This window comes from Arthrobacter halodurans (assembly GCF_041877255.1).
In the GTDB taxonomy this organism is placed as follows: Bacteria; Actinomycetota; Actinomycetes; order Actinomycetales; family Micrococcaceae; genus Arthrobacter_N; species Arthrobacter_N halodurans.
In genome coordinates this window covers 183,158-197,034 of the sequence record NZ_JBHDLJ010000001.1, presented here as the reverse complement: position 1 = coordinate 197,034, position 13,877 = coordinate 183,158, and the positions used below count along the sequence as shown (strand labels likewise).

Here is a 13,877-nt window from a genome sequence, read left to right as displayed (position 1 = left end):
CCAAGATCGCGGTGATGGGAGCGGGAAGCTGGGGCACGACGTTCGCCAAGGTGCTCGCCGACTCCGGGGCGGACGAGGGCACGGCCGTGCAGCTGTGGGCGCGCCGCCGCGAGGCGGCCGACGAGATCAACGGACTCCACCGCAACGCGCGGTACCTCGGCGACGTCCCGCTGCCGCCGAACGTCACGGCCACCACCGATCCCGCCGAGGCCCTGGCCGGCGCGGCGCTGGTCGTCATGGCGGTCCCGGCGCAGACGCTGCGCGAACAGCTTCCGCTGTTCCGGGGGCACATCGAGCCCGGGGCCGTGATCGTGTCCCTGATGAAGGGACTGGAGCGCGGGACCGACGCGCGCATGAGCCAGGTGATCCGCGAGGAGCTGGGCTGGGCCGAGGACGCGGTCGCCGTCGTCTCGGGACCGAACCTGGCCATGGAGATCGCCCGCGAGGAGCCCACGGCCTCGGTCGTGGCCTGCCCCGACCGGGAGACCGCCGCATGGATCGCGGAGGCGTGCACGCCCGACTACTTCCGCCCCTACACGAACACCGACCTGGTCGGCGCCGAGATCGGCGGGATTGTGAAGAACGTGATCGCCCTCGCCGTCGGCATCTGCGACGGCCGTGGCATGGGCGACAACACCAAGGCCTCCGTCATCACGCGCGGCCTGGCCGAGACGACGCGCCTCGCCCTGGCCCTCGGCGGCCAGCTGGAGACCATGTCCGGCCTTGCCGGACTGGGCGACCTCGTCGCGACGTGCTCGTCGCCGCTCTCGCGGAACCGCACCGCGGGCCGCCTCCTGGGACAGGGCCTGACCCTGGCCGAGGTGACCGCCGCAACGACGCAGACGGCCGAAGGCATCAAGTCGGGGCCCGCGGTCCTGGACCTCGCCCGCCGGCTGGGCGTCGACATGCCCATCACCGAGGCCGTCGTCCACGTGCTGGACGGCGAGCTGACGGTCGACGACATGGCGGCCCGGTTGCTGGGCCGCGAACTGAAATCCGAGGGAGAAAAGGCATGAGCGAACCAACGGACCGCAGCAAGCCGCGGATCGCGCTGCTCTTCGGCGGCAGGTCCTCCGAGCACTCGGTGAGCTGCGTGACGGCCGCCGGCGTGCTGCACGCGATCAACCGGGACAAGTACGACGTCGTGCCCATCGGCATCGCGCGGGACGGCCGGTGGTCCCTCCTCGAGGGCGATCCCGAGGCATGGTCCCTCGCCTCGGGCAGCGCCCCCGAGGTCGTGGTCGGCCCCGAGACCATCCGGCTCGCGGCGGACGGGGCGGGGCGCGAGCTCATCGCCCAGCGCGCCGACCGCAGCGTGCACAGCCTGGGCGAGGTCGACCTGGTCTTCCCGCTGCTGCACGGACCCTTCGGCGAGGACGGCACGCTGCAGGGCCTGCTCGAGCTCGCCGACGTCCCCTACGTCGGCTCGGGCGTCGCGGCCAGCGCGATCGGGATGGACAAGCACTTCATGAAGGTCGTCTTCGCCGCCGCGGGATTCCGCGTGGGGCCCTACGTGGTCGTGACGGACAAGCAGTGGGCCCGCGACGAGGACGCCGCGCTCGCTTCGGCCGGGCACCTCGAGTACCCGCTCTTCGTCAAGCCCTCCCGCGCCGGCTCCTCGGTCGGGATCACCCGCGTGGACGTGCCCGACCAGTTGCGCGACGCCGTCGTCGCCGCCCGCGTGCACGACCCCAAGGTCGTGATCGAACAGGGCATCGCCGGCCGCGAGATCGAGTGCGCCGTCCTCGAGGGCCGCGGCTGCGGGACGCCGCGGACCTCGCTGCCCGGCGAGGTCGCGGTGGCGGAGGGGGACCACGCCTTCTACGACTTCGAGGCGAAGTACGTCGAGGGCGGCGCCGCGCGGCTCAGCTGCCCTGCCGACCTCCCCGGGGACGCGATCGCCGAGGTGCGGCGGCTTGCGGCCGAGGCGTTCGACGCCGTCGGCGCCGAGGGGCTCTCGCGCGTCGACTTCTTCTACACCCCCGCGGGGGAGTGGATCGTCAACGAGATCAACACGATGCCCGGCTTCACGCCGATCAGCATGTATCCGCAGATGTGGTCCGCCACGGGCCTGGACTACCCCGACCTGATCGACGAGCTGATCTGGCTGGCGCTCGACCGCCGCATCGGCCTGCGCTAGCGCGCCGCACGGGCGGCCCTACGGGGCGGGCAGCTCGATGGACCGGTCCAGCGTGCTGCACTCGCCCGACGCCGGGATGCGCGCGGCGGCGGACGCGATCTCCGCCAGGACCGTGCTGGACGGGACGGCGTTGGGGTCGAAGAGCAGCTCGGTGGCGGGTTCGCGTCCGTAGGTGGTCAGCGTCCACGCGGGCTCGCCCTCCTTCGCCAGCCAATCGACGCCGTTCGCCCCGACGCACGGATCGGTGGACGGCGGCGGGACGGTCACGCCGCAGCGCAGCACAACCTGTGCCGGATCCCCCCAGGCCGCCGTGGCCTGGCTGTTCGTCGGCCGCAGCGCGTGTCCGGCCAGCTCCTGCGGCAGCGCCACCATCATCTCCGCGCACAGGGGATTGGCGGCGTCGTCGGCCGCCTGCACGGCGACGGGCGGAGCGCACGCGGACAGCGCGAGGGCGGCGGCCGCCGCGACGGCGGCGCCCGCGCGGCGGGGGAAGCGGCGGCGGGTGGGTGAAAGCACGCCTCCACCCTATCGCGGGCCGCCGCGGCTAGGATGGGACGGCAAGGGAGGCGGCCTCGAGAGGGAAACACCGGAATGTCTGTCAAGATCACCACGGGTACGCCCGCCGTCGCCGCCTGGCTCGACGGCATGGTGCGCGGCCTGGCGAACCACAGCGACCGGCTCAACGCCATCAACATCTTCCCCGTGGCCGACGGCGACACGGGCAGCAACCTGTACATGACGGCGCGCACCGCCGCGGACGCCGTCTCGGTCCTGGACACGGACGACCTCGGCGAGCTGCTCGCGGCGGCGGGGCGGGCGGGGATGGAGTCCGCTCGCGGGAACTCCGGCACGCTGCTCGCGGTCTTCCTGCTGGGCTTCTCCGAACCCCTGCGCGGACACTCCCGCCTCACGGGCCGGCTGCTGGCGGCCGGGCTGGAGAGCGGACGGGTCCGCGCGTGGTCCGCGCTCAGCGACCCGGTGCCCGGGACGATGCTCTCCGTCATCGCCGCCGCGGCGGACGCGGCCGCCGACTCCGTGGGCGCCTCGACGGCGGAGCCGTCAAGCCGCGCGGCGGTCGTCGAGGTCCTGCAGGCGGTTTCCGCCGCCGTCCTGGGCGCCGTCGTGAGCACCGAGGAGCAGCTCGGGGCGCTGCGGACCGCGCAGATCGTGGACGCCGGGGCGGTTGGCATGATGCTGGTCCTGGACCAGCTGCGGTCCTCCGTGCTTGGGGAGCCGCTGGACGACGCCCGGTACGCGCCGCTGCACGGGTACGGCATCCAGGATCCCCACGTCTACGTGGGACGCGAGGCCGAGGCCGGCGTCGAGGTGATGTGCACCATCGCGCTCGAGCCGCTCGAGGCCGCGACGCTGCGCGCGAAGCTCGATGCGCTGGGGGACTCGGTCATCATGAGCGCCGCCGGCGAGGCCGGCGACGCGTACCGCTGGCGCGTCCACGTGCACGTCCCCGAGCCGGACGAGGCCCTCGCGGCGCTGCACGGGGCCGGTGAGCCCGTGAACATCACGGTGACGGACCTGTGCACCCATGACGGCTGACCCCACGGCGTTCGGCCCGGAGACGGGGCTCCGCGACGCGGTCGGCGGGACGACCGCGGCGGCGATGAAGAAGGCCTTCGGCTACGAACACTGCGGCGCGATGGTCAGGCACTTCCCCCGGCGCTACCTCGAGGTCGGGGAGCTGACCCGGATCTCCACGCTGCCGGTGGGCGAGGACGTGACGATCGTCGCCGAGGTGGAGTCCGTCGCGCAGCGGCGCATGCAGACACGCAAGGGCGTGCTCGTCGAGGTGGTGGTGCGGGACGCCCTGGGGCCGGAGCAGAGCCTGTTGCGCATGACCTTCTTCAACGGCTACCAGGCCCTGAAGGAGCTCAAGCCGGACACGGTGGCGATGTTCAGCGGCCGCGTGGGCGTCTACCGCAACCACCTGGAGCTGACGCACCCGGACTACTCCCTGCTCGAGGACGCGCAGGACGCCGAGCCGCGGCCCATCCCCGTGTATCCGACGAGCGGCAAGCTGGCCAACCCGAAGATCCGCAAGACCATCGAGACGGTCCTGGCCGGCGTGACCGAGGGATCCTTCCCGGATCCCGTCCCGCCCGCGCTGCTCCGGCGGAGGCGCCTCCCCGGGCTCGTCGCCGCGCTCGAGTCGATTCACCGGCCGCACGAGGTCCCCGAGGCCATGCGGGCCCGCCACCGCTTCCGGTACGACGAGGCGCTGCTGCTCCAGCTGGCCCTCGCCGAGCGGCGGGTGCACCGGCGCGGGTTGGAGGCGGTGTCCCGGCCCGGGGCCGCGGACGGGCTGCTCGCGCGGTTCGACGCGGGCCTGCCGTTCGAGCTGACCGAGGGCCAGCTCGGAACGGGCCGCGAGATCGCCGCGGACCTGGCCGGGAGCAGCCCGATGAACCGGCTGCTGCAGGGAGAGGTCGGCTCGGGCAAGACGCTGGTCGCCCTGCGCGCCATGCTGCAGGTGATCGACTCCGGGGGCCAGGCGGCGCTGCTGGCCCCGACCGAGGTGCTGGCGCAGCAGCACTACCACTCGATCCGGCGCGCCCTGGGTCCGCTGGCCGAGGCCGGCCTCCTCGGCGGCGCGGAGGACGGAACCCGCGTGGACCTGCTGACGGGGTCGATGCCGACGTCGGCGCGCAAGGCGGTCCTGCTGCGCATGGCCTCGGGGGAGGCCGGGATCGTCGTCGGAACGCACGCGCTGCTCTCCGACCACGTGGTCTTCGCGGAGCTCGGCCTGGTGGTGGTGGACGAGCAGCACCGCTTCGGCGTCGAGCAGCGGGACACGCTGCGCGCCAAGGCCGGGAGCATGCCCCACATGCTCGTCATGACCGCCACGCCCATCCCGCGCACGGTCGCCATGACCGTCTTCGGCGACTTGGAGACCAGCGTCCTGCGGGGCCTGCCCGCCGGCAGGGCGCCGATCTCCACGCACGTCGTCCCGCTCGGCGAGGAGCGCTTCCGCTCGCGGATGTTCTCGCTGATGCGCGAGGAGGTGGACCGGGGGCACCAGGTGTACGTGGTCTGCCCGCGCATCACGGAGACGCAGCCCGAGGACGACGACGCGGCCTCCGCCGGCGCCGACGGCCACCCCGACGCGGACAGGACCCCGGACGGGACCCCGGACGGCGCTCCCGGCGGGTCGGGGGGCCCGGCGCCGTCCGGCCCGCCGCGCCCGGCGAAGATGACCGTGGAGAAGATGGTCGCCCTGCTGGCGTCCCTGCCCGAGCTGCGGGGCGTGAGCGTGGGCATGCTGCACGGCCGCATGGCCACCGAGGACAAGGCGCGGTCCATGTCCGACTTCGAGGCCGGCCGCACCGGCATCCTGGTTTCCACGACGGTGATCGAGGTCGGCGTGGACGTGCCGAACGCGACGCTGATGGCGATCGTCGACGCCGACTCGTTCGGCATCTCGCAGCTGCACCAGTTGCGGGGCCGCGTGGGCCGCGGGGGCCTTCCCGGCACCTGCCTCCTGGCCACGTGGCTTCCGCCGGACCACCCGTCGCGGCAGCGGCTCGCGGCCGTCGCCGCGACGACCGACGGGTTCGCCCTGGCGGAGGAGGACCTCAAGGAGCGCCGGGAGGGCGACATCCTGGGGGCGAGCCAGTCGGGGCGGCGGTCGACCCTGAAGCTCCTGCGGGTCATCCAGGACGCCGAGCTCATCGCCCGGGCCCGGGAGGACGCCGAGGAGATCGTGGACGGGCCCGGCGGGCTGGCGGCGCATCCGGCCCTGCAGCGGGCCGTGGGCGACTGGCTGGACGAGGACATGCAGGCGTTTTTGGAGAGGGGCTGACCATGGGGCGGATTATCGCCGGCGTCGCGGGGGGGCTCGCGCTGAAGTCCGTGCCCGGGGACGCGACGCGGCCGACGACGGACCGCGTCAAGGAGGCCCTGTTCTCCCGGCTGGAGACCTACGGCGTCCTCGACGGCGGCCGCGTCCTGGACCTGTACGCCGGCTCCGGCGCGCTGGGCGTCGAGGCGGCGAGCCGCGGAGCCCGCGCCGCCGTGCTGGTGGAGCAGGCGCCGAAGGCCGTCGCGGCCTGCCAGGCCAACGCGGGCCTGGTCAACCGGAAGCTCGGGCGCGACGCCGTGGCGGTGCGGCGCGGAAGCGTCGACGCCTTCCTCGAGGCGGAGGCGGCCACCGGCCGCGGGTGGGACCTGGTCCTCATGGACCCGCCCTACCCGCTGGGAGAGGCCGCGCTCGCGCAGACGCTCGCCCGGCTGGTGCCCGTCTTGGACGCGGGTGCCGTCGTGGTGCTGGAGCGCTCGACGCGTTCGCCCGAGCCGGCCTGGCCCGCGGGCGTGGTCCGCTTCGCCGAGCGCAAGTACGGCGAGACCACCCTATGGTTTGCGGAACCCGTCGAGCCCGGTCCCTGACAGGACGGCGGCCGGATGCGGGCCGGCCGCCCGCAGGGCGTCGAGCCGGGGTGCGTCCCACGCGGCGTCGGTGCCCATCAGGATCATGTTGCCCGGATACCGCCCGCCGAACAGGTCCGCCGGCGCGCTCGCCGAGACGAACCCGAACACGGACTCCATGGCGGCGAGCTGCGACTTCGCGAACGTCAGCGGCGGATCGTCTCCGACGTTGATGAGTGCCGCGCCCCCCGGGGCCAGGTGCGCCGCGAGCTCGCCGTAGAAGTCCGGCCCGGTCAGGTGCGCCGGCGCGTCGGCCCCGCTGAAGACGTCGAGCACGATCGCGTCGTACTCCTGCCCGGCCAGCTCCGCGGAGAGGACGGCGCGGGCGTCCCCCGGGAGGGTCCGCAGCGCGGCGCCCGCGGGCATCGGCAGCGCGTCCAGCACGAAGGCCAGGAGCTCGCGCTCCGAGTCGACGGCCACCTGCGCGCTGCCGGGGCGCGTCGCGTGGACGTAGCGCGCGAGCGTGAGGGCCCCCGCGCCGAGGTGCAGCACGCGCAGCGGAACGCCGGGCTCCCGCAGCAGGTCGAGGTGGTTGGCCAGCCGCCGCAGGTATTCGTAGAAGATCTCGCCGGGGTGCCCCACGTCGACGTGCGACTGCTCGGCCCCGCCGATCGAGAGCACCCACGCCCCGTCCACCCACGTGTCCGGTTCGAGCACCGCGTGCTCGCCGATGCCGGAGAGCCAGCGCCGGCGGGGGGCGGTCACGGATGGCCCCCGTCCCCGGGCCTCCGTGGCCCCGGAACGGGACCGTCCGCCATCCGGGCTATGCCGGCCAGCCGCCGCGACGCCTCGGCCAGCACGTCCCGGCGCTTGCAGAAGGCGAACCTCAGCAGGCTGCGCGTGGCCCGCGCGCCGTCCGCGTGGCAGAACGCGGACACGGGGATGGCGGCGACGCCGAGCTCCGCGGGCATCCGGCGCGCCAGCTCCGCGGCGTCCGCCAGGCCCAGCGGCGCGACGTCGGCGAGGATGAAGTAGGTGCCCGCCGGGCGGTACACGTCAAGCCCGGCCTCCTCGAGGCCCCCGGCGAGGAGGTCCCGCTTCGTCTCCAGGTCCCGGGCCAGCCCCGCGAAGCTCTCCAGCGGCAGGGCCAGCGCCTCGGCCACGGCCGGCTGGAAGGCCGGACCCGAGCTGTAGCTGAGGAACTGCTTCACGGTCCGCAGCGCGGCGACCAGGGGCGCCGGCCCCGAGGCCCAGCCGATCTTCCAGCCCGTGTAGGAGAAGGTCTTGCCCGCCGAGGAGATGGTCAGCGTGCGGTCCCACGCGCCGGGAAGGGACGCCACGGGGACGTGGCGCACCCCGAACGTGAGGTGCTCGTAGACCTCGTCGGAGACGATGATGCAGTCGTGCCGGATGGCCAGTTCGACGATCCGGGCCAGGACCTCCGGTCCGAAGACCGCGCCGGTCGGGTTGTGGGGCGTGTTGAGGATGATCATCCGGGTGCGGTCCGTGACGGCGGCGGCCACCCGGTCCGGATCGGGCTGGAAGTCCGGCGCGCGCAGCGGCACGGTGCGGTGCACGCCACCGGCGAGGGCGATCGTGGCCCCGTAGGAGTCGTAGAACGGCTCGAAGGTCAGGACCTCGTCGCCGGGGGAAACGAACGCGAGCACCGCGGCGGCGATCGCCTCGGTCGCACCGGTGGAGACCACCACCTCCGTCTCCGGGTCCGGTTCCAGTCCGTAGTGGAGGCGCTGGTGCCCGGCGACGGCCTCGCGCAGCTCGGGGATGCCCGCCCCCGGCGCGTACTGGTTCCTGCCCTCGAGGATGGCCCGCCGTGCCGCCTCGGCCATGAACGCCGGCCCGTCGTCGTCGGGGTATCCCTGTCCGAGGTTGATGGCGCCGGTGCGCGCGGCCAGCGCCGTGACCTCCTCGAAGATGGTCGCCGCGAGCCGGCCGTCGTCGCCGAGGAGGTTCGCGCCGGAGGCGACGCGCTGCCAGGGAAAGATGTGGGACATGCCGCCCAGTATGGCAAGGCGCGCCGGGCCGGGGCCACTCGGAGCCCCGGCCGCCCGGCGCTTGGTAGATTGCACGGTATGCGCCGCGCCGTCTGCCCCGGATCGTTCGACCCCATCCATAAGGGCCACATCGAGATCATCGCCCGTGCCAGCAGCCTGTTCGACGAGGTGGTGGTGGCCGTGTCGACGAACTACTCCAAGCGCCACCGCTTCTCCGAGGAGGAGCGGATCGCCATGATCACCGAGACGCTGACCGGGCTGCGCGGCATCAGCGTGCTGCCCATGGGCGACGGGCTGCTGGCGGACTTCTGCCGCGACGCCGGCGCCGACGCCATCGTCAAGGGCCTCCGCTCCACGGCCGACTACCAGTACGAGGTCCCGATGGCCGCCATGAACCGACACCTCACCGGGGTCGAGACGGTGTTCCTCCTGGCCGACAACAAGTACACCCACCTGTCCTCGAGCCTGCTGCGCGAGGTGCAGGCCCTCGGGGGCGACGTGGAGGACTACCTGCCCCGCGCCGTGCTCAACCGCTTCCGCGACGAACCCTGATCGGTGCGGGCGGCGCGCCGTGGTGCCGGTGCCGGGGCCGGAGCGGGGTCGCCCGTCCAGTAAAGTCGGGTTCATGAGCCATTCGAAGCGCGTCACGAAAGCCGTCATCCCCGCCGCCGGCCTGGGCACCAGGTTCCTGCCCGCCACCAAGGCGATGCCCAAGGAAATGCTGCCGGTGGTGGACGAGCCCGCCATCCAGTACGTCGTCGCCGAGGCGGCCCGGGCCGGCCTCAGCGACGTGCTGATGGTGACCGGACGCAGCAAGCGGGCCCTCGAGGACCACTTCGACCGCGTGCCCTCGCTGGAGGCCATGCTGGAGGAGAAGGGCGACTTCGAGAAGCTCCGCCGGATCCGCGAGGCCACGGCCCTCGGCGACATCCACTACATCCGCCAGGGCGATCCCAAGGGCCTGGGCCACGCGGTCCTGTGCGCCCGCCACCACGTGGGCAACGAGCCCTTCGCCGTGCTGCTGGGCGACGACCTGATCGACGAGCGCGACGAGCTGCTCGCGACCATGATCGACGTGCAGGAGAAGACCGGCGGGTCCGTCATCGCGGTCATGGAGGTGGACCCGCAGCAGATCGGCGCCTACGGGTGCGCGGACGTCACCGCCGTGGACGGCGAGGAGTACGTCCGGGTCAACCGCCTGGTGGAGAAGCCCTCCCCGGAGGAGGCCCCGTCCAACCTCGCCGTCATCGGCCGCTACGTGCTGCACCCGGCGGTCTTCGACGTCCTCGAGCACACCGCGCCCGGGCGCGGCGACGAGATCCAGCTCACCGACGCGCTGCAGGAGCTGGCGGCCTCCGACCGGGAGGGCGGCGGCGTCTTCGCCGTGGTCTTCCGCGGCCGCCGCTACGACACGGGCGACAAGCTCAGCTACATCAAGGCCGTCGTGAGCCTGGCCTGCGACCGCGAGGACCTGGGCCCGGAGCTCAAGCCGTGGCTGCGGGAGTACGTCGCGTCGCTCTGACCCGTCCGCGGCCCCCGGTTTGGGTGCGCCGGATGTTCGGGCTAGGATGTACTGTCGGTCTATTGTTCTACAGGAGTTCTCATCAGCGATAAGCGTGCAGATCGTTCGTCGTCACACGGCATCGATCGCAAATCGCCCTTGGCCATCTCGGTCAAGGAACTCGGGCGCAGCCCGGGAAACATGATCACCCTGGAAGAGCGGATCGCGGCCCCGGCCGAGCTGGGCGTCGCGTTGATCGGAGTTCAGGAGGGGTCGCCCGTCGACCTCGACCTGAGGTTCGAGGCCGTGCACGAGGGGATCCTGGTGTCGGGCACCGCGTTCGCCGAGGTAACGGGCGAGTGCGGCCGCTGTCTGGGTCCCATCGCGAACGACCTCGATGTCGAGATCCAGGAGCTTTACTACTACGAGGGCATGGGAATGCCCGAGGACGAGGAAGCTGAGCAGTACCGCGTTGTGGACGACTACGTCGATCTGGAACCGGTGCTGCGGGACGCAGTGGTGACCGCGCTGCCGTTCCAGCCGGTGTGCCGGGAGGACTGCGAAGGCCTCTGTTCCGAATGCGGGATCCGCCTCGAAGAGGATCCGGGGCACCACCACGAGTTGCTAGACCCCCGTTGGGCGGCCCTGACCGGGCTGGCCGACACCGCCGCCGATCCGGCGGCACAACGTACAGATTCAGTCGAGAGAGAAGAGAGTTAGCCGTGGCTGTTCCCAAGCGGAAGATGTCCCGCTCGAATACCCGCGCACGCCGGTCCCAGTGGAAGGCGACTGCGCCCAACCTGGTGAAGACCGTGGAGAACGGCCGCGTCAGCTACAGCCTGCCGCACCAGGCCAAGCTTGTCACCGACTCCGCCGGCACCGCGCTGTTCCTTGAGTACAAGGGTCGCAAGGTAGCAGACGCCTAACAACGTCCAATGCCTTCACACGAAGAGCTTCAGAAGCGTCTCGGGGTCGACATCGACCCCGAGACGCTTCGTCTTGCCCTGACGCACCGTTCCTACGCCTACGAACAGGGCGGCGTCCCCACGAACGAACGCCTCGAGTTCCTCGGCGACTCCGTGCTCGGCTTCTCCGTGACGGACCACCTGTACCGGAACTATCCGGACCTCCCGGAGGGCGACCTCGCGAAGCGGCGCTCCGCCGTCGTGAGCACGCGCGCCCTGGCCGGCATCGCGCGCACGCTGGGGCTCGGGGAGTTCATCCTGCTGGGCCAGGGCGAGATCCTCACCCGCGGCTCCGACAAGTCCTCGATCCTGGCCGACACGATGGAGGCCGTCATCGGGGCGGCCTACCTGAGCCACGGCGTGGAGACCGCGCGCCGGCTGGTCATGCGCCTGGTCGACCCCCTGCTCGCGGAGGTGGACGTGCTCGGCGCCGGCACCGACTGGAAGACCGCCATCCAGGAGATCGCCGCCGCCCGCAAGCTCGGGTCCATCGACTACCTCATCCACGGCTCCGGCCCGGACCACGCGCGCCGCTTCGAGGCGACGCTCACCATCGGCGGAACGCCCTACGGCTCCGGGCGCGGTCCCTCCAAGAAAGAGGCCGAGCAGGAGGCCGCCGCAGCGTCGTGGAAGCTGCTCCACGGCACCGGCGCGGGGTCCGACGCCGCGGCCGCGCGGTAGGCGCGTTGCCTGAACTGCCCGAGGTCGAGGTGGTGCGCCGCGGCCTGGCGTCCTGGGTCGCCGGGCGCTCCGTCGCCTCGGTCCACGTGCACGACCCGCGCTCGGTCCGGCGCCACGCCGAGGGTGCGGAACACTTCGCCGGGACCCTGGCCGGCGCCATCCTCGGGCCGGCGGTGCGCCGCGGCAAGTTCCTCTGGATGCCGCTGGACGGCCCGCCGCGGCCCACCGCCCTCGTGGCGCACCTGGGCATGAGCGGCCAGCTCCTCGTGGAGGAGGAGGACGCCCCGCGCGAGAAGCACCTCAAGGTCCGGTTCGGGCTCTCCCCGGCCGCCGGGATGCCGGGCGAACTGCGGTTCGTCGACCAGCGCATCTTCGGGGGGCTGCACCTGTCGCCGCTGTGTCCGACCCCCGACGGGGGGCCGGGCGGCCGCGGCGACGAGGCGCCCCTGATGCCGGCCTCCGCGCTGCACATCGCGCGCGACGTGCTGGACCCCGCCTTCGGCCCGGCGGAGTTCCACGCCGCGTTGCGGCGCCGGACCACGGGCATCAAGCGCGCGCTCCTGGACCAGGGCGTGGTGTCGGGCGTGGGCAACATCTACGCCGACGAGGCCCTCTGGGCCGCCCGTCTGCACTTCGAGCGGCCGACAGCCGGCATCCGCCGCGCCGAGAGCCTGCGGCTGCACGGTGCCCTGCGCGCGGTCATGGAGAGCGCCCTGCTCGCCGGCGGGACGAGCTTCGACTCGCTGTACGTCAATGTGAACGGGGCCTCGGGCTACTTCGACCGCTCGCTGAACGCCTACGGCAGGGAGGGGCTTCCGTGCGCGCGGTGCCTCGCCGAGGGCCGGGAGGGGACCATCCGCCGCGACCCGTTCATGGGCCGGTCCTCGTTCACCTGTCCGCTGTGCCAGCGCAGGCCGCGCGGTCCGGGCCGACGGGCCGCCGCCCGGCCCGGCTGAGGGTATTCACAGCATCAACGCGTATTATCGAACGGTTATCCGGAAGTGACCCCAAGGAGTCCGAAAGTGCCACGTCCCGACACCGCGACGACTTACGTGCCGCGGCGTCAGACCGCGCCCAAACGCCGCTGGGCCCGGACGGCACTGATCGCGGGCCTCTGCGTCGTGCTGGTCGCGGCGGTCGTCGCGGGCGGCTACATCGCCAACCTGGCCGCCCTCTACAACGACCGCTCCACCACCATCGCCGGGGTCTTCCCCGCGGACGAGGGCCGGCCCGCCAAGCCTGTGGACGACGGCTCGCGGAACATCCTGCTCCTCGGATCGGACTCGCGGGGCGAGGGCCTGGACACGGCCGAGAACAAGGGGGAGTCCGGCGAACGCTCCGACACCATGATGCTGGTGCACATCCCCGAGGACCGCCAGAACATCTACGTCATGTCGATCGTCCGCGACCTCTGGGTCGAGATCCCCGGCCACGGCGAGCGGAAGATCAACGCCGCCCTCAACCTCGGGGGCTACCCGCTCGTGGTGGGCACTGTCGAGCAGCTGCTGGACACGCAGATCGACAACGTCGTGTCCATCGACTTCGAGGGCTTCGGCGCCCTCACGGAGTCCCTGGGCGGCGTCACCGTCGACAACCCCGTGGCCTTCTGTTCCGGGCAGGCCGCGCCGTCCTGCTTCGACGTCGGACCCGTCAACCTCAACGGGACGGCGGCGCTGCGGTACGTGCGCGAACGGAAGGCGTTCGCCGAGGGGGATTTCCAGCGGGTCCAGAACCAGCAGCGGTTCGTCAAGGCCGTCCTGAACCGCTTCCTCACGCCCGAGACCCTCGGCAACCCCGCTCGGCTGCAGCAGGTCATCGCCGACTTCTCGCAGTACGTCAGCGTCGACGAGACCCTGGACGCGGGAACCGCCGCCGGCCTGGCGCTGCAGCTGAGCGGGATCCGCGGCGACGACGTCGAGATGTTCACCCTCCCGACGGGACCCGCGGGAACCGGCCCCGGGGGAGCCTCGATCATCACGCGCGACGAGGAGGCGCTGAGGGCCCTGCGCCTGGCGCTGAAGGATGATTCGCTGCGCGACTTCCTGGCGAACGAGGACCACGGCTCCAACGCCTTCGGCGGATCCATCACCGACGACGAGGCCGCCGGCGAACCCGCCGACGAGTCGACCGCCGGCGAGTCGACCACCGATCCGGGCGCCGCCCCGGCCGTGTCCCCCCGCGGTGCGGGGGAGTAGGGGCGC

15 protein-coding genes are annotated in these 13,877 nt (G+C 72.6%); 12 read left to right on the top strand and 3 right to left on the bottom strand.

Going from position 1 to position 13,877, the window contains the following annotated elements; translation table 11 throughout:
* Positions 1–14 precede the first annotated feature (14 nt).
* Positions 15–1,016: an NAD(P)H-dependent glycerol-3-phosphate dehydrogenase gene (locus tag ACETWP_RS00905; RefSeq protein WP_373970305.1), complete on the top strand. Its 1,002-nt coding sequence runs from the start codon at positions 15–17 to the stop codon at positions 1,014–1,016.
* Positions 1,013–2,140 (top strand): D-alanine--D-alanine ligase family protein, encoded by a 1,128-nt coding sequence (locus ACETWP_RS00900; protein ID WP_373970304.1) that lies wholly within the window; start codon positions 1,013–1,015, stop codon positions 2,138–2,140. Before ACETWP_RS00905 ends, ACETWP_RS00900 begins: the two co-directional genes overlap by 4 nt.
* An 18-nt stretch (positions 2,141–2,158) precedes the next feature.
* Here ACETWP_RS00900 and ACETWP_RS00895 read toward each other — a convergent pair whose 3' ends face one another.
* Entirely contained in the window at positions 2,159–2,656 is a 498-nt protein-coding gene (locus tag ACETWP_RS00895; RefSeq protein ID WP_373970303.1) for a DUF3515 domain-containing protein, read from the bottom strand.
* 75 nt (positions 2,657–2,731) lie between these two features.
* On the opposite strand from ACETWP_RS00895, the gene ACETWP_RS00890 reads away from it, so the two are divergent.
* Genes ACETWP_RS00890 through rsmD form a run of 3 tightly spaced genes read left to right on the top strand, consistent with a single transcriptional unit; the run spans position 2,732 to position 6,538 of the window.
* A complete protein-coding gene (locus ACETWP_RS00890) occupies positions 2,732–3,694 on the top strand; it encodes a DAK2 domain-containing protein (RefSeq protein ID WP_373970302.1) in 963 nt (320 codons plus the stop codon).
* The gene (locus ACETWP_RS00885; RefSeq protein ID WP_373970301.1) at positions 3,684–5,954 is read left to right on the top strand and encodes an ATP-dependent DNA helicase RecG; all 2,271 of its coding nucleotides are present in this window, start codon (positions 3,684–3,686) and stop codon (positions 5,952–5,954) included. Before ACETWP_RS00890 ends, ACETWP_RS00885 begins: the two co-directional genes overlap by 11 nt.
* Positions 5,955–5,956: 2 nt before the next feature.
* Positions 5,957–6,538 carry a 16S rRNA (guanine(966)-N(2))-methyltransferase RsmD gene (rsmD, locus tag ACETWP_RS00880; protein WP_373970300.1) on the top strand — a complete coding sequence of 194 codons (582 nt, stop codon included), beginning with the start codon at positions 5,957–5,959 and terminating at the stop codon, positions 6,536–6,538.
* Here rsmD and ACETWP_RS00875 read toward each other — a convergent pair.
* Together ACETWP_RS00875 and ACETWP_RS00870 are read right to left on the bottom strand one after the other, a co-directional pair.
* On the bottom strand, positions 6,503–7,282 hold the full coding sequence (locus tag ACETWP_RS00875; protein ID WP_373970299.1) for a spermidine synthase: 780 nt from the start codon (positions 7,280–7,282) through the stop codon (positions 6,503–6,505). The two genes, rsmD and ACETWP_RS00875, sit on opposite strands and share 36 nt — an antisense overlap.
* Positions 7,279–8,529, bottom strand: coding sequence for an aminotransferase class I/II-fold pyridoxal phosphate-dependent enzyme (locus ACETWP_RS00870; protein WP_373970298.1), 1,251 nt, complete (start codon positions 8,527–8,529; stop codon positions 7,279–7,281). The genes ACETWP_RS00875 and ACETWP_RS00870 overlap by 4 nt, the downstream gene beginning before the upstream one ends.
* A 78-nt stretch (positions 8,530–8,607) precedes the next feature.
* Here ACETWP_RS00870 and coaD point away from each other — a divergent pair, with 78 nt between their 5' ends.
* The 7 genes from coaD to ACETWP_RS00835 all read left to right on the top strand — a co-directional run bounded on the left by coaD (position 8,608) and on the right by ACETWP_RS00835 (position 13,871).
* Complete coding sequence (gene coaD / locus ACETWP_RS00865) at positions 8,608–9,081, top strand: pantetheine-phosphate adenylyltransferase (RefSeq protein ID WP_373970297.1); 474 nt, start codon at positions 8,608–8,610, stop codon at positions 9,079–9,081.
* 73 nt (positions 9,082–9,154) lie between these two features.
* Positions 9,155–10,051, top strand: coding sequence for a UTP--glucose-1-phosphate uridylyltransferase GalU (gene galU, locus ACETWP_RS00860; RefSeq protein ID WP_373970296.1), 897 nt, complete (start codon positions 9,155–9,157; stop codon positions 10,049–10,051).
* Between the two features lie 138 nt (positions 10,052–10,189).
* On the top strand, positions 10,190–10,750 hold the full coding sequence (locus ACETWP_RS00855; protein WP_373970295.1) for a YceD family protein: 561 nt from the start codon (positions 10,190–10,192) through the stop codon (positions 10,748–10,750).
* A gap of 2 nt (positions 10,751–10,752) precedes the next feature.
* Positions 10,753–10,956, top strand: a complete 204-nt coding sequence (rpmF, locus tag ACETWP_RS00850; protein WP_373970294.1) for a 50S ribosomal protein L32 — start codon at positions 10,753–10,755, stop codon at positions 10,954–10,956.
* A 9-nt stretch (positions 10,957–10,965) separates the two neighbouring features.
* Positions 10,966–11,676 carry a ribonuclease III gene (gene rnc / locus ACETWP_RS00845; protein WP_373970293.1) on the top strand — a complete coding sequence of 237 codons (711 nt, stop codon included), beginning with the start codon at positions 10,966–10,968 and terminating at the stop codon, positions 11,674–11,676.
* Between the two features lie 5 nt (positions 11,677–11,681).
* A complete protein-coding gene (mutM, locus tag ACETWP_RS00840; protein ID WP_373970292.1) occupies positions 11,682–12,632 on the top strand; it encodes a bifunctional DNA-formamidopyrimidine glycosylase/DNA-(apurinic or apyrimidinic site) lyase in 951 nt (316 codons plus the stop codon).
* 66 nt (positions 12,633–12,698) lie between these two features.
* Positions 12,699–13,871: an LCP family protein gene (locus ACETWP_RS00835; RefSeq protein ID WP_373970291.1), complete on the top strand. Its 1,173-nt coding sequence runs from the start codon at positions 12,699–12,701 to the stop codon at positions 13,869–13,871.
* Positions 13,872–13,877: the final 6 nt, after the last annotated feature.

What these genes read in the sequence shown, in the direction of transcription:
- ACETWP_RS00900 (WP_373970304.1), top strand. Translation starts at nt 1,013, where the DNA reads ATGAGCGAACCAACGGACCGCAGCAAGCCGCGGATCGCGCTGCTCTTC.
- rsmD (WP_373970300.1), top strand. Translation starts at nt 5,957, where the DNA reads ATGGGGCGGATTATCGCCGGCGTCGCGGGGGGGCTCGCGCTGAAGTCC.
- ACETWP_RS00905 (WP_373970305.1), top strand. Translation starts at nt 15, where the DNA reads ATGGGAGCGGGAAGCTGGGGCACGACGTTCGCCAAGGTGCTCGCCGAC.
- ACETWP_RS00890 (WP_373970302.1), top strand. Translation starts at nt 2,732, where the DNA reads ATGTCTGTCAAGATCACCACGGGTACGCCCGCCGTCGCCGCCTGGCTC.
- coaD (WP_373970297.1), top strand. Translation starts at nt 8,608, where the DNA reads ATGCGCCGCGCCGTCTGCCCCGGATCGTTCGACCCCATCCATAAGGGC.
- ACETWP_RS00885 (WP_373970301.1), top strand. Translation starts at nt 3,684, where the DNA reads ATGACGGCTGACCCCACGGCGTTCGGCCCGGAGACGGGGCTCCGCGAC.
- rnc (WP_373970293.1), top strand. Translation starts at nt 10,966, where the DNA reads ATGCCTTCACACGAAGAGCTTCAGAAGCGTCTCGGGGTCGACATCGAC.
- ACETWP_RS00870 (WP_373970298.1), bottom strand. Translation starts at nt 8,529, where the DNA reads ATGTCCCACATCTTTCCCTGGCAGCGCGTCGCCTCCGGCGCGAACCTC.
- galU (WP_373970296.1), top strand. Translation starts at nt 9,155, where the DNA reads ATGAGCCATTCGAAGCGCGTCACGAAAGCCGTCATCCCCGCCGCCGGC.